Raw genomic sequence first — 19,670 nt, forward strand, 5'->3', positions numbered from 1 at the left:
TTATGTTTGATAAAAAGCCCAAATCCTACACAGACCTTTTAGGAAAGACAAATAGAATAGTCGAAGGGACTACTATACACGGAGATATTATTTCGCCAGCCGATTTTAGATTGGACGGGGAGCTGATAGGAAACTTTACATCTAATGGTAAATTAGTAATTGGACCTTCGGGCAGTATCAAAGGAGATATTATTTGTAATACAGTAGACATAGAAGGAAAATTTGAAGGCAAAATAAAGGTAGAAGGCCTTTTGAATATAAAAGAATCAGCCAATATTATTGGTGAGGTCGAAATTGGCAAACTGGCGGTAGAACCAGGCGCTGTCTTCAATGCTTCCTGTGTTATGTTTACAAAAACTGTAGCTCCAGCAAATGCCGACAAATAACTCCCCAAAAAAGAACAACTACAATAAATGGCTGGCCTTGATTAATATTCCCATCCAAATGGGAGTTATTATCTTTTTGTTTTCTTATTTAGGAAATTGGCTGGATGAGAATCATCCAAGTACCAAAGTATATTATGTAAAAATAATGGTAATGGCCGGTGTTTTTTTGGCACTGTATAATGTAATCCGCCAAGTAAACGAAATAAATAAAAACAATAATAGTAAAGTGTAATGAGTTTAAAAAAAATGTATTCTTTTTTTGTTTTAATAGGTGCCGCATTCCTATTATATGTAATTCATAAAATGGTTTTCTATGTTTTAAACATTAAAGAAGCGTCTTTTCATTATTCACTGGAAACACTTTATTTCTTTTTCCTGGCTTTGTCGGCAGTTATTTTCAAGGTTTTATTAACAGTCAAAGAAAAAAGTTTTGACAACGTAGGAATGTCGTTTCTTTTGGTGACCAGTGTTAAGATGGTTTTTTGTTACTTGATTTTAAGACCGTTATTGCAGACTCCAAAGTTAGATAATCCTGCGGAACGAATAAATTTCTTTATCCTGTTTATTGTCTTTTTAACAATTGAGACACTTTTTACGATACGCTTAGTAAACGAAAAGCAATAATCAATATCGCTGTGAATCAAATTCTCAAAAAAATACGATTATAATCCTTTTGAGTATTAATAAAAAATGTACCTTTGCACCAAATTTTAGAATCGTTAAAAAATAAGATATTTAAGAGATATGGTGATTTCCAACAAAGCACTTAGATTTATTATAGCGACTTTCGTTATATGTCTTCCTTTTATTAGTTTTGCAAACCCTGAAACTGCTACTACAAATGCTCAAAATGTAGAATCTCACGAAGGTTCGAAATCAGGTCATGAAGCTCACGGTGAACCTACAGATGTGAAATCTAAAGTTAAGGCATTTATAAAACACCACGTTTTAGATTCTCATGAATTTTCTTTTTTTCAAGATGATGAAACAGGAGAACATTATGGATTTCCATTACCAATTATTATTTGGGACGGTGGACTTCAAGTTTTTTCTTCTTCAAAATTTGAGCACGGTGAAGCTGTTGCCGAATCAAACGGAAACTACTACAAATTAAATCACCATGACGGAAAAATTTACAAAACAGATGCTGCTGGTACTATAACCGAAGATGAAGCAACAGGTTTTCCAGTAAATGAGCGTCCTTTGGATTTGTCAATTACAAAATCAGTTTTGTCTATAATAATAGCGGCTATTTTAATGTTCTTCATTTTTTCAGGTTTAGCAAAATCTTATGCTAAAAATAATGGAATCGCTTCTGGAGCAGCTCGTATCTTTGAGCCACTTGTAATATATGTACGTGATGAAATTGCAATCCCTAACATTGGCGAGAAACATTATAAAAGATATATGAGTTATTTACTGACTATCTTTTTCTTTGTGCTGTTCCTGAATATTTTTGGTTTGATGCCTTTTGGTATTAACGTTACAGGAAATCTTACTATTACTTTTTCATTAGCTATTCTTACTTTTTTAATAACAAACTTTACTGCCAATAAAAACTATTGGGGGCACATTTTCTGGATGCCGGGTGTACCAAAAGTTATGCGTATTGTTTTGGCTCCTATTGAATTATTAGGAGTTTTCATTAAGCCATTCTCATTGATGATACGTTTGTATGCAAACATTTTTGCAGGGCACATTGTATTGATGAGTATTATCGGTTTGATGTTTATTTTCAAAAGCTGGCTAGGAAGCAGTTTGTCATTTGGATTGTCATTTGCACTTTCTATCCTTGAAATATTAGTAGCATTTTTACAAGCGTATATTTTCACGATGTTATCTGCTTTGTACTTTGGTGCAGCAGTAGAAGAGCATCATCATGAGGAAGCTCATCACTAAAAAAGTTAGAAATTCGAAATAAGAAGTTAGAAGTAGTTCTAACCTCTAAGTTCTGAAGTCTAACCTTAAAATTGAATGTTTAATTTTTAATTATATATATTATGGAAATTCCACAAATCGTAGGAGCAGGATTGATCGTTATCGGAGCAGGATTAGGTATTGGTAGAATCGGTGGTTCAGCAATGGATGCTATCGCTCGTCAGCCAGAAGCTTCAGGTAAAATCCAAACTGCAATGCTTATTGCAGCTGCACTTATTGAAGGTATTGGTTTTGCTGCGTTATTCGCATCTTAATTAAAACTAAAAAAACAATAGTTACAACGGTTGGTTGTAACTATTGTTTTAATTAAATGCTTGAAAATTATATTAAACAGATTAAATTTTATTTTTAAAATACAACTTACAATTTATAAAACATGGAAAAGTTAATAAATCAGTTTGAGTTAGGTTTGTTCTTCTGGCAAGTATTAATATTTGTTGGTTTAATATTCTTATTGAAAAAATTTGCTTGGAAACCGATTCTTGATGCTGTAAACGATAGAGAAGAAGGAATTAAAAACGCATTGCTTTCTGCTGAAAATGCAAAAAAAGAAATGCAGAATTTGCAAGCTGATAACCAGCGTATTTTACAAGAAGCTAGATTAGAGCGTGACAACATGCTTAAAGAAGCTCGTGAAATGAAAGACAAAATGGTTGACGATGCCAAAAATGAAGCTCAGGCTCAAGGTCAAAAAATGATTGACCAAGCGAAAGTTGCAATCGAAAGCGAAAAAAATGCAGCTATGGCTGAATTGAAATTGCAAGTTTCAACTTTGTCACTTAGTATTGCTGAAAAATTATTAAAAGAGGAATTGTCTAACAAAGAAGCTCAGACTAAATTGGTTGAGAAATTGTTAGGTGACGTTAAATTGAACTAATCATGGCAAGTACTAGAGCAGCAATTCGTTATGCGACCGCAATTTTAGATTTATCCAATTCAAAAGGGGTATCTGAAGCTGTGAATAATGACATGAAATCTATTGCTTCAACGATTAAGGGAAATGAGGAATTGAATACTTTTATTCAAAACCCAACCATTAAAGTAGAAGTGAAAGAGAAAGCACTTTTAGAAGTTTTTGCTACTGTTGACAATGTAACCAAAGGTTTGATTCATTTGTTATTTGAAAACAAAAGATTTGAAATCCTTGATATTATTGCGGCAGAATACAGCAAATTGTTTGATATCAAGAATAATGTTGAAGTTGCCAAAGTAACAACTGCTGTTGCTATGGACGCTGCACTTGAAGCTAAAGTTTTGGCTAAAATTGCAACACTTTCTGATAAAAAAATCACGATAGTAAATACTGTAGATCCTTCTATCATCGGAGGATTTATATTAAGAATAGGCGATCAGCAGTATAATGCTTCTGTTGCCAGCAGATTACAAATATTAAAGAGAGAGTTAAGTAATTAGTTTTATTACACATAAGTGTCTAAATTATAATTTAAGATGGCGGAAATTAAACCAGCTGAAATTTCAGCGATATTAAGAAAGCAAGTAGAAGGTTTTGAGTCTGGTGCTACACTAGAGGAAGTGGGTACAGTACTTCAAGTTGGAGATGGTATTGCTCTTATTTATGGGCTTTCAAATGTTCAATACGGTGAGTTAGTTGAATTCGAAAACGGATTAGAAGCAATCGTTTTGAACCTTGAACAAGATAATGTTGGGGTGGTACTTTTAGGACCTTCAACAGGAATAAAAGAAGGATCTACAGCAAAAAGAACACAACGTATCGCTTCTCTTAAAACAGGAGAAGGAATGGTAGGACGTGTAGTCAACACTCTTGGTTTTCCAATTGACGGAAAAGGACCAATCGGTGGTGAATTATTCGAAATGCCTTTGGAAAGAAAAGCTCCTGGAGTTATCTTCCGTCAGCCGGTAACTGAACCATTGCAAACAGGTGTAAAAGCAGTTGATGCTATGATCCCAGTTGGACGTGGACAGCGTGAGCTTGTTATTGGTGACCGTCAGACAGGAAAATCTACTGTTTGTATCGATACCATCTTAAATCAAAAAGAATTTTATGATGCAGGTAAACCTGTATTTTGTATATATGTAGCAATTGGTCAAAAAGCTTCTACTGTTGCAGGAATTGCAAAAACATTAGAAGAAAAAGGAGCAATGGCTTACACAGTGATCGTAGCAGCAAATGCTTCTGATCCAGCTCCAATGCAAGTTTATGCTCCTTTCGCAGGTGCTGCAATTGGAGAATATTTTAGAGATTCAGGCCGTCCGGCTTTAATCGTTTATGATGATTTGTCTAAACAAGCTGTTGCTTACCGTGAGGTTTCTCTTTTATTAAGAAGACCACCAGGACGTGAAGCATATCCTGGAGACGTTTTCTACTTACACTCCCGTTTATTAGAAAGAGCTTGTAAAGTTATCGCTGATGACAGTATTGCTAAAGACATGAACGATTTACCAGATTCTTTGAAAGGAATTGTAAAAGGCGGAGGTTCTTTGACTGCATTGCCAATTATCGAAACTCAAGCGGGTGACGTATCTGCATATATCCCAACAAACGTAATTTCGATTACTGACGGACAGATTTTCTTGGATGGAGATTTGTTTAACTCTGGTGTTCGTCCTGCAATTAACGTAGGTATTTCTGTATCTCGTGTTGGAGGTAATGCTCAAATTAAATCAATGAAGAAAGTATCAGGTACTTTGAAATTAGATCAAGCACAATTCCGTGAATTGGAAGCGTTTGCTAAATTCGGTTCTGATCTTGATGCTGTAACATTGAACGTAATTGAAAAAGGAAAAAGAAACGTTGAAATCTTGAAACAAGGTTTGAATGATCCTTATACAGTTGAAGACCAAATTGCAATTATCTATGCTGGATCTAAAAACTTATTGAGAAATGTTCCTGTGAACAAAGTGAAAGAATTTGAGAAAGATTTCTTGGAATTCTTGAACAACAAGCACAGAGCTACTCTTGATGCTTTAAAAGCAGGAAAATTAACAGATGAAATTACAGATGTACTTGAAACTGTTGCAAAAGAAATTTCAGCGAAATATAACTAATTTTAGTTGATGGTTGTTGGTTGATTGTTGCTGGATTTATCCAAGTAAACTATCAACCAACAACTAACAACCAACAACTATAAAAAAATGGCAAATTTAAAGGAAATCCGTAATAGAATTACTTCCATTTCATCTACGATGCAGATTACATCGGCGATGAAAATGGTTTCTGCAGCAAAGCTAAAGAAAGCACAAGATGCGATCACTGCAATGCGCCCTTATGCCGAAAAATTAACGGAATTATTACAGAATCTATCTGCTTCACTTGATGGTGATGTTGGAGGAGAATTTACTACACAGCGTGAAGTAAAAAAAGTATTAATTGTAGCAATCACTTCTAACAGAGGTTTGTGCGGTGCTTTTAACACGAATGTAATTAAGGAAGCTAAAAACCGTTCTGAATATTATGCAGGTAAACAAGTAGATGTTTTTGCTATCGGAAAAAAAGGAAACGATATTTTATCTAAAACGTCAACTGTAATTGACAATCAAAGTGCAATTTTTGATAATTTAACTTTTGACAATGTTGCGGCTATTGCAGAAACATTAACTCAAAAGTTTGTTTCGGGTGAATATGACAAAATTGAATTGGTTTACAATCAATTTAAAAATGCTGCTACTCAAATCGTTCAGGTAGAACAGTTTTTGCCATTAGCACCTATTCAATCTGATAAAGCGGTATCTAATGGGGATTACATTTTTGAACCTGCAAAGGAAGAAATTGTAATGACGTTAATTCCAAAAGCTTTGAAAACACAATTGTACAAAGGTATCCGTGATTCATTTGCATCAGAGCATGGAGCACGTATGACTGCAATGCATAAAGCAACTGATAATGCAACTGATTTGAGAGATCAATTAAAATTGACTTACAATAAAGCACGTCAGGCAGCAATTACAAATGAGATCTTAGAAATTGTTGGTGGTGCCGAGGCTTTGAAAGGTTAATTTCTAGAATATATAAAAAGCGAAAAAAGAGCCAAACGGCTCTTTTTTTTATGCTTGTTTTTAAAGGAACAAATAGCTTTATAGTCCTTGTGCTCTTTGTTTAAGGATGAATTAGCTTTCCCTATGGCTTTGTTTTGAAGGGACAATTAGCTTTATAAACCCTATGCTCTGTTTTTTTTATGGGTAAAACTTAGCTTCGCCCGTGCTTTGTTTTGGAGGGACAATTAGCTTTATAAACCCTATGCTCTGTTTTTTTTGTGGGTAAAACTTAGCTTCGCCCGTGCTTTGTTTTGAGGGGACAATAGCTTTATAAAACCCCTTTTCTATTTTTTTACATTACAAATATCAATCATAAAATGCGTTCCTGCAATACCCACTTTTAGTGATTTTTAATAATTTTTTTTACTTTATCAAATGGCTCTTTTTTGCTTATTTTTGTCCTTTAATCTTAAAATTCAGTTCCATTGAAAATCGCCGAACTTACCGCCGTTACTGAAATGCTAGACCAAATTGGGACAATGCACCATTTATATCCTAAGCTTACTTTGGAAAAATATGAGGCCTATCTGCAAGAAATGGTTCCGCATAATTATAAGCAGGTTGCCGTTTTTGATGGTGAAATTTGTGTAGGATTATCTGGTTTTTGGACGGCAGTCAAACTTTGGACGGGGAAGTATATAGAAATAGACAACTTTATTGTTCATTCTGATTATAGATCCAAAGGAATTGGTAAGATGATGACCGATTATATTGATGCTAAAGCCAAAGACGAAGGCTGTAACGCTATTGTTTTGGATGCTTTCACAGGTAATTTTACCGCCCATCGTTTTTATTACAATCAAGGGTTTGAGCCAAGAGGCTTTCATTTTGTAAAAATGTTAAACCAAGAGGGATTGACATAGTCCAAATGCATTTTGTTTATTGAAAAAGTTTATATTTATATTTTATTTTTTAGTAACTTTTTAACAAGTACAGCGTATAATAGTAGAAATTGTTTTACAACCTCTATAAACTAAGATTAAATAATACACAAAATGGCAAAAGAAAGTTTTAATTGGAAAAGTCTTTTTATTAATGAAGAAACTGAATCACCATCAGAAACAAATAAACCGCAGACTCCAATAACTCCCCAACCTAGCGAGGTTACTAAATTTCCAAATCACGCTACTCAGCCAATATCTTATGAATCAGCTGCTAATCCTTTTTTAAAAGAAATTCTGGAAGTTTATGAAAAAGGTTTTGAATCTTTGAATGCTTCTGGTTTTGATTTTTTTGAATTGTATAAATCTGTTGTAGCTGTCGGGATTTCTAATCCTCAGAGTTATCAGATGGCTTTTACGATGGGTAAAACCATTCAGGCTGATTTGAGCAAACAGTCTCTTCTTGATAAGGCCAATTTTTATGTTACCGAAATTGAAAAAGTATATACTAAATACGATACTATTGGTAAAACGAAAAAAACGGATTTAGAAAATAATCTGACCAAAGAAAAATACAATCTTTCCAAAAGTATAGAAGAATTAAATACGAAGATTCTTCAGCTTCAGAATGAATTGGAAACCAAGAAAGCAGAATTTCAAAAAATGGATTCCAATAATATAGAACAGTTTTCGGAGATAAAACTAAAGATGGAAGCTAACGATTTGGCCAAACATAAAATCATCGATTCAATCAACACAGTAGTAACAGGAATTAATCAATATTTATAATTAATGGACAAATTTGAACAAGAAAAAAGTACTCTATTATCACTTCCAATATTAAAACATTTTGACGAGTCAAAAGGAGAAATAGCCTTAAAATCTGGAACCTTAAAAAAAGGCGAGCAGACTCTTTTTTGGGGTTTGGCTTTGGGTTTATTAGGTATTGGAGGATATTTAACCTGGACATATATCATTCCGCCTCTTTTTACAATGCTGGGTCAGGCAATTGCTTTGTCGGCAACCGGAGTTTTTTTGGTTTTTTTAGTAATGATGTTTCCGGTAATTATGAAAGGATTGAGATTTGCTACCAAAAATCTTCATAAAGCTTTAATTCAAAGCAATCCTTTTAATGAATTGGAAGAGCAGAAACAAAAAATGGTAAAAAACCGTGAAGTTTTTAAGAATACCAAAGCCAAGCTGAAAGGTCTTAAAAATGAAATGGAAATTGAAGCCAGTAAATCTGAAAAAGAGGCCAAATCTTTTCAGGAAGATGTTTTAAGCTTAAAACGCCAATGCGAAAAGCTGAAATCGGCAATGGATGAAATGGTTAGACTGAACGGAGCTGGCGCCAAAGATACTGATGAATATGTTGCTCTTCAAAGTGAGTTAGCCAAAAAGTTAAGTGATTCACAAAGGATTTCTACTCAATATGAGCAAAGCAAAAATTTCATTCAAAAGTATGGTGTTCGTGCCAATGTTTTAGGAAAAATGGACAGAAAACTGACGTTGGCAGGAACAGCAATTGATATAAAAATTGCTGATTTTGACGCAACAGTTACAATGCTTCAAAAAGAATATGAGTTTGCCAGAAATGCTAAAGAAGCAACAGAAAGTGCCAAAAGTGCGATGATGTTTACCAAAGATTGGGAACTGGAATATGCATTGGAGGTGGTAACTTCGACAATTGCGCTGGATATTGCCAGAACTTCTGAAAACCTGATTGATATTGATTCACTTACTTCTAAATATTCTGTAGATAATGATGAATTGTATTCCAGATTAGATTCATTGGCAGACGAAATTAAAACAGGAGACAATACTATTCCAGATTCTACGAAATATTCGAGTCCAAATTATAAACTGACTAAAGAAGACAAAATGTCTAGTGGCGGTTTTGGAGATATTTTTTAATAAATAATTTAAATTTTAAAAATAAAATGGGAAAAATTTTAAGAACGGAAAAGCTAACCACTTTTTCTGAATTATTGATTGTTATTATTGCAATAGGAGGAATTTTAGGAGCAGTATATTATATTTCTCCAGGAATCAAAACTGCTATTTCAAAACAATTGAACGGAATGGAATTGAATGGCACAGATGTAAATAATGTTACTAATGCCGAAAAAATTGCACTTCCGTCTACTGACATATCTTCTGAAGTAAGCAGTAAACCTTTAGTAAGAATTGGAGGATATGCCTGGAATGCTCAGTCAGGAATTATTGTTGCTAATGGTGGACCAAAAACAACAAAGGGTTCTTTGATGGAAAAAAACGGAGTTAATCTTGAAATTGTGCGTCAGGACTGGCTTTCGGAATTGCGTAATATGCAGATGAAATTCATCGAAGAATTTGATAAGGGAGAAGCTTTTCCTTCATCTGACAAGAGTGTTTTTGCAGTTATGATTATGGGTGACGGAGCACCTTTTTATATTAGTTCTGCTCAAAAATCATTAGACGAGAAATACGGAAAAGACAAATACCACTTACAGGTTATGGGTGTGGTCGGTATGAGTTATGGTGAAGATAAATTAATCGGACCGCCAAATTGGAAATCTGATCCAAAATCTATGAAAGGATCTGTTATTTCGGCTGTTCTTGGAGATGGTGACTGGGTTACGACCGTAAATTATTGTTTTGCAAATGGATTAAAAGTAAATCCAGATCCAACAACTTATGATGCAGAAGCGGTAAATATTTATCCTTCAGAAAATGATGATTACATCAAATCTGCAGAGGAATTGATTAAATCCCAAACAACAGGCTGGACTGTTACTTTGAAAGAAGTGGTAAATGGAAAATTAACTGGAAAATCGGTTAACAGAAAAATTGATGGCTGTGCTACCTGGACGCCTGGAGATAAAACGGTTTTTGATAAACTTTCTGGTTTTGTTGATATCGTTTCTACGAAAGAATTCAATAATCAAATGCCAACAGCACTTATTGGTGTGAAAGAATGGGCGGTAAAAAATCCTGATATTGTTTCCAATATTTTGAAATCGGCTTTGACAGCTTCAAATCAAATGAAAAATTATGAAGACTGGAAAGTAAGAGCTTCTCAGGCAGTTAGCGATACTTATAAAATGGAAACTCCAGAATATTGGTACAAAATGTTTAAAGGACAACAGGGCACAAAAGCTGGATTGACCTATAATATGGGAGGTTCAAAGGTGTTTAATTATGCTGATGCAATGCAGTATTTTGGAATGTCAGACGGTGTAAACAGATATAAATCAGTTTATAATCAAGTTTCTGGATATTTAACTGAATTGAATCCGTTTGGATTTAATGAAAATGTAGGAGCTGTAGTTCCTTATGATCAGGCTGTAAATTTATTTTTCCTTAAAAATATTAACGATATCGAATCAACTTCTGCAGATAAAGCAGATTATTCTACACAAGCTACTGAGGTTATGGCTTCTGGTGAATGGAAAATCAATTTTAGTTCAGGAAGTGCTTCTGTTCAAAGCAGTTCGAATAAAGATTTAGAGAAAATTTATAATCTTTTGGTTCAGGCAGAAAATAGTAAATTAACAGTTGTTGGACATACAGATAATGTTGGAAACAGCGAATCTAATTTAGCTTTATCAAAAAGCAGAGCGCAGGCTGTTGTTGATTATCTGAAACAAAAAGGTATTCCGGAAAACCGTTTCCAGCTGATTGACGGTAAAGGTCAAAATGAGCCGGTTGCTGACAACAGTACAGAATCTGGTAAATCGAAAAACCGTAGAGTTGTAATTACGTTCTTGAAATAAACTTTTATATAATAGCAAAGACACAGGAAATCCGTTAATGGAAAACTGTGTCTTTGTTTTTTAAAATATTTTTTATGATAAAAATTTTTACCCCTTTTGAGAAATTATCAAAAAGCCACAAAACGCTCATTTTATTAGGCTGGCTATTTCTTTTGATAGTGATTTGGTTTGTTGGAACTTCAGGGACAAAACATCTTTTTCCTTCGCCAGGACAGGTTTTAACCGGTTTTACGGATTTGTATAATGAAGGCTTGGTTGTCCACATTTTTAATTCTTTGCAATTGTGTTTTATCTCAATTTTTTTGGCTACAATAATTTCGTTATTATTTGCTTATACATGGCCAATTCCGGCTTTAAAATCTGTTTCTGAATTTGTGACTAAATTCCGTTTTTTGCCTTTTACTGGTCTGTCATTTTATATCACAATGGTAATCCATGAAGCGAGAACAATGCAGGTTTGGATTCTAGTTGTTTTCTTGACAACTTTCTTGACAACCTCTTTAATTGCGGTTATCAAAGACATTCCTCAAGAAGAATTTGACCATGCCAAAACTTTAAAATGCAGTCGATTGGAAGTGCTTTGGCAGGTTATTATTTTAGGAAGACTAGATTATGTTATTGATGTTATCAGACAAAATCTGGCGATTACATGGATGATGCTTGTTACAGTTGAATCCATAGTTGTTGCATCAGGCGGATTGGGATTTTTAATAAAAAACTCCGATAAATTCATGAATACCGGACGTATAATAGCACTGCAGATTATTATTTTATTAATAGGCTTAGCACTTGACGCGGGTATAAATTTTTTAAGAAAAACAATATTCAGATATTCAAAAATATAAATTCAAATGAAACACGAATATAAAGAAACACTTTTATATGTAGAAAATCTTAGTGTTGCCTATGATGACACTGTAATTATAAAAGATATAAACCTTACCGAAAAAGATGTTATTCGCGAAGGAGTTGACTGTACAGGACAGGTAATTGCATTTGTGGGAAGATCTGGAAGAGGAAAATCTACTTTTTTTAAAGCCTTAACGGGATTAGTCCCTTGTACAGATGGGAAAATATTGATACGTGATTTTGAAAATCCTGAACCAAATGCTGCTAAGCTTGTTAAAGAAGGTGATATTGGTTTTGTAGATCAAAAATATACTTTGTTCAGACATAAAACAGTTCATCAGGCGCTTAAATTTTCATTGAGGAAAACAACACTTTCGGAAACTGAAAAAGAGAGTAAAATAAAAGAATATTTGAAAGTATGGGGACTGGAAAACTGTGCCGATAAATATCCAAATGAACTTTCGGGAGGGCAGAGACAAAGAACAGCAATTATAGAACAGTTGTTTTCTTCGGATAATTTTATTGTTTTGGATGAGCCTTTCTCTGGTTTAGATGTTGGAAATATTGAAGAAGTGAAAAAATCATTTGCTTTGCTTTGCAAAACTTCCGATTATAATACGGTAATATTTTCTACACATGATATTGAATTGGCTTTGGAACTAGCGCAATCAATTTATGTAATCGGGAATCCCACAATCAATGGGAAAAAAGAAAAATATGGAACTATTGTTGCAAAGTATGACCTTAGGGATATTGGACTGGCTTGGACGGAATTTGGAGAAGACCATCGAAAACTAAGTAAAGAGATTGTCCATCAAATGATGATTTCGTAATAGAGTAGATTTTTAAAAATGTAATTTGGTCTGTTGTCAAAAGATTTTAGAAATAGTAATAAAGATAAACAATGGCTTTTACCGCTTCATTTATTCAAGAATTAAGAGATGAGACTTCAAAAATCTTTGCCATTTGTTCATCATTAAATAAAGAAAATTTATTTGTTCAAAAAATAAATGAGCTTGCAGTTCCTAATAATTCGAATGGACTGCTGATAAAAACAGAACATTTTTTCCTCTCAGATTGTATAGAAATGTACAATCTGTGTTTAGGAAAAGAAAATGATAGAGCCAGATTTACTTTGGCCTATTATTATGATGCTTTGCGAAACGGCAGTTTTGCCGATGAAAAAGAGGTTAAGTCTTTAAACTCATTAGTAGGTTCTGAAAATTTTAAAAAGCATATTTCAAAAATCAGAAGTGAAAACAGTCTGCTTTGGTCAAAGCCGAGTGATAAAAAATATTTCATTCCGAGTGTTTTATTGGAAATTAATAATCCTGACTGCGAAAGAATTTTAGAGAAATATCAAAACTTTCTGCAGTATTCTTATGAAGTTAAGTTTAAAAACCGAGAAGATTTCGGAGTATTTATTGGATTAGAAACAAAGGATAAAAAAAATGAAAATTCGGATGTAACTTTTGTTTCAGAGAACGATTCTTTAGAAATTGTGCTTCAGGAATTAGATCAATTAATAGGATTGGAGGAAGTAAAAAAAGATGTTTACGAACTGATAAATCTTTTGAAAATTCAAAAAAAGCGTTCTTCAGAAGGATTAAAAAACATTGAAGTTACTTTACACACTGTTTTTTTGGGACCTCCCGGAACAGGAAAAACATCAGTAGCCAGACTTTTGAGCAGGGTATTTAAGCATTTGGGATTTTTATCAAAAGGACAGATGTATGAAACCGACAGAGAAGGAATGATTGCGGGCTATGTGGGACAAACCGCTTCCAAAGTGGATAAAGTGGTGGAAGAAAGTCTGGGAGGAGTATTGTTTATTGATGAGGCTTATGCTTTAACCCAGAATGCTTTAGGAAATGATTATGGCTCTGAAGCGGTTAATACGCTGTTAAAAAGAATGGAAGATCATCGTGCAGATCTGGCTGTTGTTGTTGCCGGATATACAGAACCAATGAAAGACTTTGTAGAATCCAATCCAGGATTGCGGTCTCGTTTTAACCGTTTTTTTAGATTTGACCATTTTACACCTGAACAGTTATTTTTAATCTTTGAGAATTTTTGCAAAAACTCTGATTTTATAATAGATGCAGATGCTAAAGAAAAATTAACCGATACCTTTGAATTACTATATTCTAAGAAAGATGAAAATTTTGGAAATGCCAGAGTTGTCCGCAATTTATTTGAAAAGTGTGTTCAAAATCAAGCGAACAGAATAGTAAGTCTGTCATTGATTAATCAGGAAGTATTAAAAACTTTTACAGAAACAGATGTGCCGGAACCCAAAGATACTCAAAACCAAATCAGTTTTTTTATAGGATAATTTTTATTTTTTACTGATATTAAATAATCTGAAATTACCTTAAAGATCAAATTATTCAACTGGAAAACACAAAAAATAACCAAAGAATTGGTTATTTTTGCTTTATAATAATTAACAGACAACTCATTTTGGGATTATATAAAAAGCTTCTTCAACAAACCGCCATTTACGGACTTGCCACAGTAATACCAAGAATGTTCAGCTTCTTGTTGGTACCACTTTATACAGGATTATTGGATAAAGCTGAATATGGAAAGTTATCGATAGTCTTCGCTTGGATGATTTTTTTCAATGTTATCCTGGCATACGGAATGGAAACGGCTTTCTTTAGATTTTATAATTCTGAGAAAAATAAGGAAAGTGTTGTCGAAACCACGATTATTTCTATTTTTTGGACCACTATACTTTTTATTTTCGTGGCGTTGTTATTTAGAAATTCTTTGGCACTTTGGTCGGGAGTAGATACCCAGTACATTACGTATTCAATCTGGATTTTGGCATTGGATGCCTTAGTTATTGTGCCTTTTTCCAAGTTAAGAGCTAATCAGCGACCTATATTTTATGCAACAATCAAAATAGGGAATGTTGTTGTGAATTTATGTTTGAATTTGTTTTTCTTGATGTTTTTGCCAAGTATATCAATATCTCAACCAAACAGTTTTTTAAGTACTGTTTATATTGAAAATTTTCAAATTGGATATATTTTTCTTTCTAATATCATTGCGAGTTTTCTAACATTCGTTGTTCTGTTTCCAGACTATTTTTCCATCAAATGGAAATTCGATTACGAACTTTGGAAGCGAATGATGCGCTATGGATTGCCTATTATGGTTGCGGGAATTGCTTTTGCCATCAATGAACAGTTTGATAAAATCCTTTTGGGAAAATTATTACCTGCAAATATTGCCGATGAGCAAGTAGGGATATATTCTGCTTGTTATAAATTAGGGCTCTTTATGGTTTTATACAGAACAGCTTATACTTTAGGAATTGAACCTTTCTTTTTTAGCCATGCTTCCAATGAAAATGCACAGCAGACGTATGCAACTGTTACCAAATATTTCGTGATTTTTGGGTCTTTAATTTTATTGTTCGTCATCGTATTTGCTGATCTTTTAAAAATAATTATGATTCGAGATTCGACGTATTGGGAAGCGATGAAAGTAGTGCCATTAATTATATTGGCTAATTTTTTTCTGGGTATTTATACGAATCTTTCTGTTTGGTATAAGCTTATTGATAAAACTTATGTTGGGGCATATATTTCAATTGTAGGCGGAATAGTAACCTTGGTATTAAACTATTTATTAATTCCAATATACGGCTATTATGGTTCGGCTATTGCAACTCTTGCGGCATACGGAAGCATGATGTTCATTTCCTATTATTTCGGGAACAAATATTATCCAATTCCATACGACAAGAAAAAAATAGGCGGTTATCTATCATTATCAATTGGTTTTTCATGCATCTCTTTTTATGGATTTAATCAAAATTATTACATAGGAGTTTTACTTTTGGCGGTGTTTATGGGTTTTATTTATTACAATGAAAAAGAAACACTTTTGCGAATTTTAAAACGGCCGGTTAAAAATTAGGAGTAATCAGGACTAAGACTTTTACAGACGATACAATTTATATTTAAAAAAATAATGACAATAAACATCATCAACAAATCACAGCATGCATTGCCAAATTATGAAACCATAGCTTCAGCAGGAATGGATTTGAGAGCGAATATAACCGAAGCCATAACATTGCAGCCACTAGAAAGAGCTATTGTAAAAACAGGTCTTTTTATAGAATTGCCGATAGGCTACGAAGCTCAGGTGAGACCAAGAAGCGGACTTGCTGCCAAAAACGGAATTACAGTTCTCAATGCACCCGGAACTGTAGATGCCGATTACAGAGGCGAAATAGGAGTAATTTTAGTAAATTTATCCAATGATGCTTTTGTTATTCAAAATGGAGAACGTATAGCACAGCTCATCATTGCCAAACACGAACGTGCCGAATGGATAGAAGTTGATGAATTATCCGAGACATCAAGAGGTGCAGGAGGGTTTGGAAGTACAGGAGTAAAATAATTTAATAATTTAGCGATTAAAAGATTGAAAGATTTTTCTAATTTTTCAATCTTTTAATTTTTCAATCTTTTAATAAAAACATGAAAATAATTGTCCCAATGGCTGGACGCGGTTCACGCCTTCGCCCACATACGTTAACTATACCAAAACCATTAATTCCAGTTGCAGGAAAACCTATTGTTCATAGATTAGTCGAAGACATTGCCGGAGTTTTAAATCAGCCGATAGAAGAAATAGCATTCGTTATTCACGAAAGTTTTGGAAAAAAAGTTGAAGATGATTTAATTACGATTGCTGAAAAATTAGGAGCAAAAGGAACTATTTATTATCAGAATGAAGCTCTTGGAACCGGCCATGCAATTATGTGTGCCAAAGATTCTTTGAGCGGACCAGCAGTTATTGCTTATGCAGATACTTTAATCCGTGCCGATTTTGATCTGGACACAACAGCAGACAGTGTTATCTGGGTAAAACAAGTAGATAAACCTGAAGCTTTTGGTGTGGTAAATTTAAATGAAGCTAACGAAATAATCGAACTGGTTGAAAAACCAAAAGAATTCGTATCGGATCTTGCTGTTATCGGAATTTATTATTTCAAAGATGTTGCCGTTTTAAAAAATGAACTGCAGTCAGTGCTGGATAACAATATTATTCATGGAGGCGAATATCAGATTAATGACGGAATTAAACAAATGATGGCTAAGGGAATGAAATTCGTTCCTGGTGAAGTGGATGAATGGATGGACTGCGGTAACAAAGATGTTACGGTTGAAACCAATTCCAGAATGCTTGGTTTCCTTCATAACGACGGAATTAATCTGGTGGCTCAAAATGTCAAATTAGAAAATTCAACTATAATTCCTCCTTGTTATATTGGAGAAAATGTAATTTTAATCAATACAACTGTCGGGCCAAACGTTTCATTAGGAAATAGCTGTCATGTACAAAACAGTACAATAAAAGACAGTTTGGTGCAGACACATTCACATATTAAAAATGCAGTTTTAGACAATGCAATGATTGGGAATCATGCCAGTTTTGATGGGAATTTTACCAGTATAAGCATTGGCGATTACTCAGTTTTAGAATAATTTTAAAAGAAATATTTAAAAATAACGAAGCAGCATTATTTAAGTTTTTATTATGCTGCTTTGTTATTTTTTTATTTTATTTTGCAGGAGTGTCTGTTCTGAAATAAAGCGTGTAAATTTGACGATAGTATTTTGTTTCCCAAGACTTCTTTTCAATGAAAAAAAAATGGACTTTCATATTCGCTTTTTCTGTTTTGCTTTGCAATGCTTTTTCGGTATTGGCACAAACAGAACCAGAGGAAATTAAAGTAGATGGAGACAAATTTCAAGATTTTTTTTACGAATCCATTTTTCAGAAAAGCATTGAAAACTACGATAAATCATTAGCAGCATTAGATCAATGCTTAAAATTGAAACCCAATAATGCTACGATTTATTTTGAAATGGGGAAGAATTATCTGGCTTCCAAAGATTACAAAAATGCCTATTCCTCATTTGAACATGCTGCGCAGATTGATCCTAACAATAAATGGTTTTGGGTTGGATTATATGACGTATGTTATGAGACCAAAGATTTTAATCAGGCTATAAATATTGTCAGTAAAATAATTCCTTTTGATGAAGAATATAAAGAAGACTTGGTTTCGCTTTATATGGTAACCAAGCAATTTGATAAAGCTTTGGCCGGAATTAACGAATTGAATGAGAAAGTTGGAAAAACCGAAAGAAGGGAAATGTATAAAATGGAAATTTTATCGGCAGGTAAATTTCAAAATGCAGAGGTTACTAATTTAAAAGATCTTATTGATAAAAATCCAAAAGAAGAATCCAATTATATTGCTTTGATTTTTTTGTATTCTAGTAATAATGAAGATGACAAAGCAGAGGAAGTTGCAAAAAAATTAGAAAAAGAAATACCGGAATCTGTTTGGGCGCAAATAAGTTTGTTTAAAAACTATATTGAAAAAAATGATGGCTCTAGTGCTGTAAAATCAATGAATGCAGTTTTGGCAAGCCCTAAAGTTGATCCAAAAATAAAACATAGAATTCTGAATGAATTTTTGCTTTTTGTTAATGCCAATCCGCAGTTTACAGCTGATTTGGACAAAGCCATTGGTTATTTCAAAAATGATAAAGAAATAAATGCGGCCAAAGAAATTGGTAAATTTTATCACAATAAAAAACAATGGGACAAGGCTATTAAGTATTATGAAATGTCTGAAAAAAATAATTCAGAAATCGATTTGGATACCAGTTTGCTTTGGCTTCAAGCCAGTACTGAACTCAAACAGTTTGAATCCGTAGTAAAAAAAGCTATGACGATGATTGAAACTTATCCGGCAGAACCCCAGTTTTATTACTATGCAGGTCTGGCTAATAATCAGCTGCAGCTTTTTAAAAAAGCCAAGGATATTCTTGAAATGGGAATTGATTATGTTGTAGACAATAAAGATTTAGAAATTAATTTCAATATCCAGCTTGGTGAAGCCTATAACGGATTAGGCGATACAGCCAAAAAAGAATTATATTTTAATAAAGCCAATCAATTATTAAAGGAAAAAAAATAATGAATCGATTTCTTGTAAGACTACTTTTTGTTTGTATAATCTGTGTAGGCAGCTCATCTTTGTTGGTCTCATGTAAAGCTAAAGGAAAAGTTGCGGAAGCCAGTAAAAAAGAAGATTCCAAAGAATTGTCTGCAGAGCGGATCGTGAAAAATCATTATGCTAATAAAATTGATTTTAAAACGCTGTATATAAAATCCAGCGTTAAATATGAAGACGAAAAACAAAGTCAAAATTTATCGGCAGAAATTAAAATAAAAAAAGACGAACAAATTTTGGTAAGTATTCGTTTTCTGGGAATCACAATGGCCAAGGCATTAATAACACCAGTTTCTGTAAGTTATTATGAGAAATTAAACGGTACTTATTTTGAAGGGGATTTTAGCACCTTAAGCAAATGGCTGGGTACAGATTTGGATTATAATAAAGTGCAGAATATGCTGATTGGGCAAACTCTTGATGATTTAACTAAAGGAAAGTATCAGGATTCATTAATTGATCAGTCTTATCGATTAGAAGATCTTGCAGATAGCAATACAAAAAAATATTTCTTTTTTGACAAGGATTTATTTTTATTAAATAAACAGGAGATTTCTCAAACTTCGGAAAACAGAAATATTGAAATTTTGTATTCGAATTATAAAAAATATAATGAAAATCAATTACCAGCCGATATTGGCATAAATGCTGTACAGGAAAAAGGTAAAACAAGCATTGATTTGGAATACAATAATATAACCATAAACGAAGAACTTAATTTTCCATATAGTGTGCCAAGTGGTTATAAAAGAATTTTAATTAAGTAAATTTGAACCAATATATAATTGTA

At 33.3% G+C, this 19,670-nt stretch carries 21 protein-coding genes; all 21 read left to right on the forward strand.

Annotated elements, in window-relative coordinates; all coding sequences use genetic code 11:
- The first annotated feature begins 2 nt into the window (after positions 1 to 2).
- On the forward strand, positions 3 to 386 hold the full coding sequence (locus OZP07_RS00130) for a bactofilin family protein (protein ID WP_281636835.1): 384 nt from the start codon (positions 3 to 5) through the stop codon (positions 384 to 386).
- Positions 373 to 618 (forward strand): AtpZ/AtpI family protein, encoded by a 246-nt coding sequence (locus OZP07_RS00135; protein WP_281636836.1) that lies wholly within the window; start codon positions 373 to 375, stop codon positions 616 to 618. The genes OZP07_RS00130 and OZP07_RS00135 overlap by 14 nt, the downstream gene beginning before the upstream one ends.
- Positions 618 to 1,010, forward strand: a complete 393-nt coding sequence (locus tag OZP07_RS00140) for a DUF6168 family protein (RefSeq protein ID WP_281636837.1) — start codon at positions 618 to 620, stop codon at positions 1,008 to 1,010. The genes OZP07_RS00135 and OZP07_RS00140 overlap by 1 nt, the downstream gene beginning before the upstream one ends.
- A gap of 120 nt (positions 1,011 to 1,130) precedes the next feature.
- Entirely contained in the window at positions 1,131 to 2,285 is a 1,155-nt protein-coding gene (gene atpB / locus OZP07_RS00145) for a F0F1 ATP synthase subunit A (RefSeq protein ID WP_194642525.1), read from the forward strand.
- Between the two features lie 101 nt (positions 2,286 to 2,386).
- Positions 2,387 to 2,578 carry an ATP synthase F0 subunit C gene (atpE, locus tag OZP07_RS00150; RefSeq protein WP_185965906.1) on the forward strand — a complete coding sequence of 64 codons (192 nt, stop codon included), beginning with the start codon at positions 2,387 to 2,389 and terminating at the stop codon, positions 2,576 to 2,578.
- Between the two features lie 122 nt (positions 2,579 to 2,700).
- Positions 2,701 to 3,201 carry a F0F1 ATP synthase subunit B gene (locus tag OZP07_RS00155; protein WP_281636838.1) on the forward strand — a complete coding sequence of 167 codons (501 nt, stop codon included), beginning with the start codon at positions 2,701 to 2,703 and terminating at the stop codon, positions 3,199 to 3,201.
- A gap of 2 nt (positions 3,202 to 3,203) precedes the next feature.
- The gene (gene atpH, locus OZP07_RS00160; protein ID WP_281636839.1) at positions 3,204 to 3,737 is read left to right on the forward strand and encodes an ATP synthase F1 subunit delta; all 534 of its coding nucleotides are present in this window, start codon (positions 3,204 to 3,206) and stop codon (positions 3,735 to 3,737) included.
- A 36-nt stretch (positions 3,738 to 3,773) separates the two neighbouring features.
- Entirely contained in the window at positions 3,774 to 5,351 is a 1,578-nt protein-coding gene (gene atpA / locus OZP07_RS00165; protein WP_194642528.1) for a F0F1 ATP synthase subunit alpha, read from the forward strand.
- 87 nt (positions 5,352 to 5,438) lie between these two features.
- A complete protein-coding gene (gene atpG, locus OZP07_RS00170; protein WP_281636840.1) occupies positions 5,439 to 6,299 on the forward strand; it encodes an ATP synthase F1 subunit gamma in 861 nt (286 codons plus the stop codon).
- A gap of 464 nt (positions 6,300 to 6,763) precedes the next feature.
- Positions 6,764 to 7,201: a GNAT family N-acetyltransferase gene (locus OZP07_RS00175; protein WP_281636841.1), complete on the forward strand. Its 438-nt coding sequence runs from the start codon at positions 6,764 to 6,766 to the stop codon at positions 7,199 to 7,201.
- Between the two features lie 132 nt (positions 7,202 to 7,333).
- Positions 7,334 to 8,008: a hypothetical protein gene (locus tag OZP07_RS00180; RefSeq protein WP_194641454.1), complete on the forward strand. Its 675-nt coding sequence runs from the start codon at positions 7,334 to 7,336 to the stop codon at positions 8,006 to 8,008.
- 3 nt (positions 8,009 to 8,011) lie between these two features.
- Entirely contained in the window at positions 8,012 to 9,133 is a 1,122-nt protein-coding gene (locus tag OZP07_RS00185; RefSeq protein WP_281636842.1) for a hypothetical protein, read from the forward strand.
- 26 nt (positions 9,134 to 9,159) lie between these two features.
- Complete coding sequence (locus tag OZP07_RS00190; RefSeq protein ID WP_281636843.1) at positions 9,160 to 10,974, forward strand: OmpA family protein; 1,815 nt, start codon at positions 9,160 to 9,162, stop codon at positions 10,972 to 10,974.
- A gap of 74 nt (positions 10,975 to 11,048) precedes the next feature.
- On the forward strand, positions 11,049 to 11,819 hold the full coding sequence (locus tag OZP07_RS00195; protein ID WP_194641451.1) for an ABC transporter permease: 771 nt from the start codon (positions 11,049 to 11,051) through the stop codon (positions 11,817 to 11,819).
- Between the two features lie 6 nt (positions 11,820 to 11,825).
- Positions 11,826 to 12,656: an ATP-binding cassette domain-containing protein gene (locus tag OZP07_RS00200; RefSeq protein WP_194641450.1), complete on the forward strand. Its 831-nt coding sequence runs from the start codon at positions 11,826 to 11,828 to the stop codon at positions 12,654 to 12,656.
- Between the two features lie 71 nt (positions 12,657 to 12,727).
- Positions 12,728 to 14,158: an AAA family ATPase gene (locus tag OZP07_RS00205; RefSeq protein ID WP_281636844.1), complete on the forward strand. Its 1,431-nt coding sequence runs from the start codon at positions 12,728 to 12,730 to the stop codon at positions 14,156 to 14,158.
- Positions 14,159 to 14,286: 128 nt separating this feature from the next.
- On the forward strand, positions 14,287 to 15,756 hold the full coding sequence (locus tag OZP07_RS00210) for a lipopolysaccharide biosynthesis protein (protein WP_281636845.1): 1,470 nt from the start codon (positions 14,287 to 14,289) through the stop codon (positions 15,754 to 15,756).
- Positions 15,757 to 15,810: 54 nt separating this feature from the next.
- Positions 15,811 to 16,245 carry a dUTP diphosphatase gene (gene dut / locus OZP07_RS00215; RefSeq protein WP_281636846.1) on the forward strand — a complete coding sequence of 145 codons (435 nt, stop codon included), beginning with the start codon at positions 15,811 to 15,813 and terminating at the stop codon, positions 16,243 to 16,245.
- 80 nt (positions 16,246 to 16,325) lie between these two features.
- Positions 16,326 to 17,336 carry a sugar phosphate nucleotidyltransferase gene (locus OZP07_RS00220; RefSeq protein WP_281636847.1) on the forward strand — a complete coding sequence of 337 codons (1,011 nt, stop codon included), beginning with the start codon at positions 16,326 to 16,328 and terminating at the stop codon, positions 17,334 to 17,336.
- 155 nt (positions 17,337 to 17,491) lie between these two features.
- On the forward strand, positions 17,492 to 18,844 hold the full coding sequence (locus OZP07_RS00225; protein ID WP_281636848.1) for a tetratricopeptide repeat protein: 1,353 nt from the start codon (positions 17,492 to 17,494) through the stop codon (positions 18,842 to 18,844).
- A complete protein-coding gene (gene lolB1 / locus OZP07_RS00230; protein WP_281636849.1) occupies positions 18,844 to 19,647 on the forward strand; it encodes a lipoprotein insertase outer membrane protein LolB1 in 804 nt (267 codons plus the stop codon). Before OZP07_RS00225 ends, lolB1 begins: the two co-directional genes overlap by 1 nt.
- Positions 19,648 to 19,670 lie beyond the last annotated feature (23 nt).

Source organism: Flavobacterium marginilacus, from assembly GCF_026870155.1.
GTDB lineage: Bacteria > Bacteroidota > Bacteroidia > Flavobacteriales > Flavobacteriaceae > Flavobacterium > Flavobacterium marginilacus.

Coding starts and splice junctions, on each gene's coding strand:
- OZP07_RS00130 (WP_281636835.1), top strand. CDS start 3: ATGTTTGATAAAAAGCCCAAATCCTACACAGACCTTTTAGGAAAGACA.
- OZP07_RS00135 (WP_281636836.1), top strand. CDS start 373: ATGCCGACAAATAACTCCCCAAAAAAGAACAACTACAATAAATGGCTG.
- OZP07_RS00140 (WP_281636837.1), top strand. CDS start 618: ATGAGTTTAAAAAAAATGTATTCTTTTTTTGTTTTAATAGGTGCCGCA.
- atpB (WP_194642525.1), top strand. CDS start 1,131: ATGGTGATTTCCAACAAAGCACTTAGATTTATTATAGCGACTTTCGTT.
- atpE (WP_185965906.1), top strand. CDS start 2,387: ATGGAAATTCCACAAATCGTAGGAGCAGGATTGATCGTTATCGGAGCA.
- OZP07_RS00155 (WP_281636838.1), top strand. CDS start 2,701: ATGGAAAAGTTAATAAATCAGTTTGAGTTAGGTTTGTTCTTCTGGCAA.
- atpH (WP_281636839.1), top strand. CDS start 3,204: ATGGCAAGTACTAGAGCAGCAATTCGTTATGCGACCGCAATTTTAGAT.
- atpA (WP_194642528.1), top strand. CDS start 3,774: ATGGCGGAAATTAAACCAGCTGAAATTTCAGCGATATTAAGAAAGCAA.
- atpG (WP_281636840.1), top strand. CDS start 5,439: ATGGCAAATTTAAAGGAAATCCGTAATAGAATTACTTCCATTTCATCT.
- OZP07_RS00180 (WP_194641454.1), top strand. CDS start 7,334: ATGGCAAAAGAAAGTTTTAATTGGAAAAGTCTTTTTATTAATGAAGAA.
- OZP07_RS00185 (WP_281636842.1), top strand. CDS start 8,012: ATGGACAAATTTGAACAAGAAAAAAGTACTCTATTATCACTTCCAATA.
- OZP07_RS00190 (WP_281636843.1), top strand. CDS start 9,160: ATGGGAAAAATTTTAAGAACGGAAAAGCTAACCACTTTTTCTGAATTA.
- OZP07_RS00195 (WP_194641451.1), top strand. CDS start 11,049: ATGATAAAAATTTTTACCCCTTTTGAGAAATTATCAAAAAGCCACAAA.
- OZP07_RS00200 (WP_194641450.1), top strand. CDS start 11,826: ATGAAACACGAATATAAAGAAACACTTTTATATGTAGAAAATCTTAGT.
- OZP07_RS00205 (WP_281636844.1), top strand. CDS start 12,728: ATGGCTTTTACCGCTTCATTTATTCAAGAATTAAGAGATGAGACTTCA.
- dut (WP_281636846.1), top strand. CDS start 15,811: ATGACAATAAACATCATCAACAAATCACAGCATGCATTGCCAAATTAT.
- OZP07_RS00220 (WP_281636847.1), top strand. CDS start 16,326: ATGAAAATAATTGTCCCAATGGCTGGACGCGGTTCACGCCTTCGCCCA.
- OZP07_RS00225 (WP_281636848.1), top strand. CDS start 17,492: ATGAAAAAAAAATGGACTTTCATATTCGCTTTTTCTGTTTTGCTTTGC.
- lolB1 (WP_281636849.1), top strand. CDS start 18,844: ATGAATCGATTTCTTGTAAGACTACTTTTTGTTTGTATAATCTGTGTA.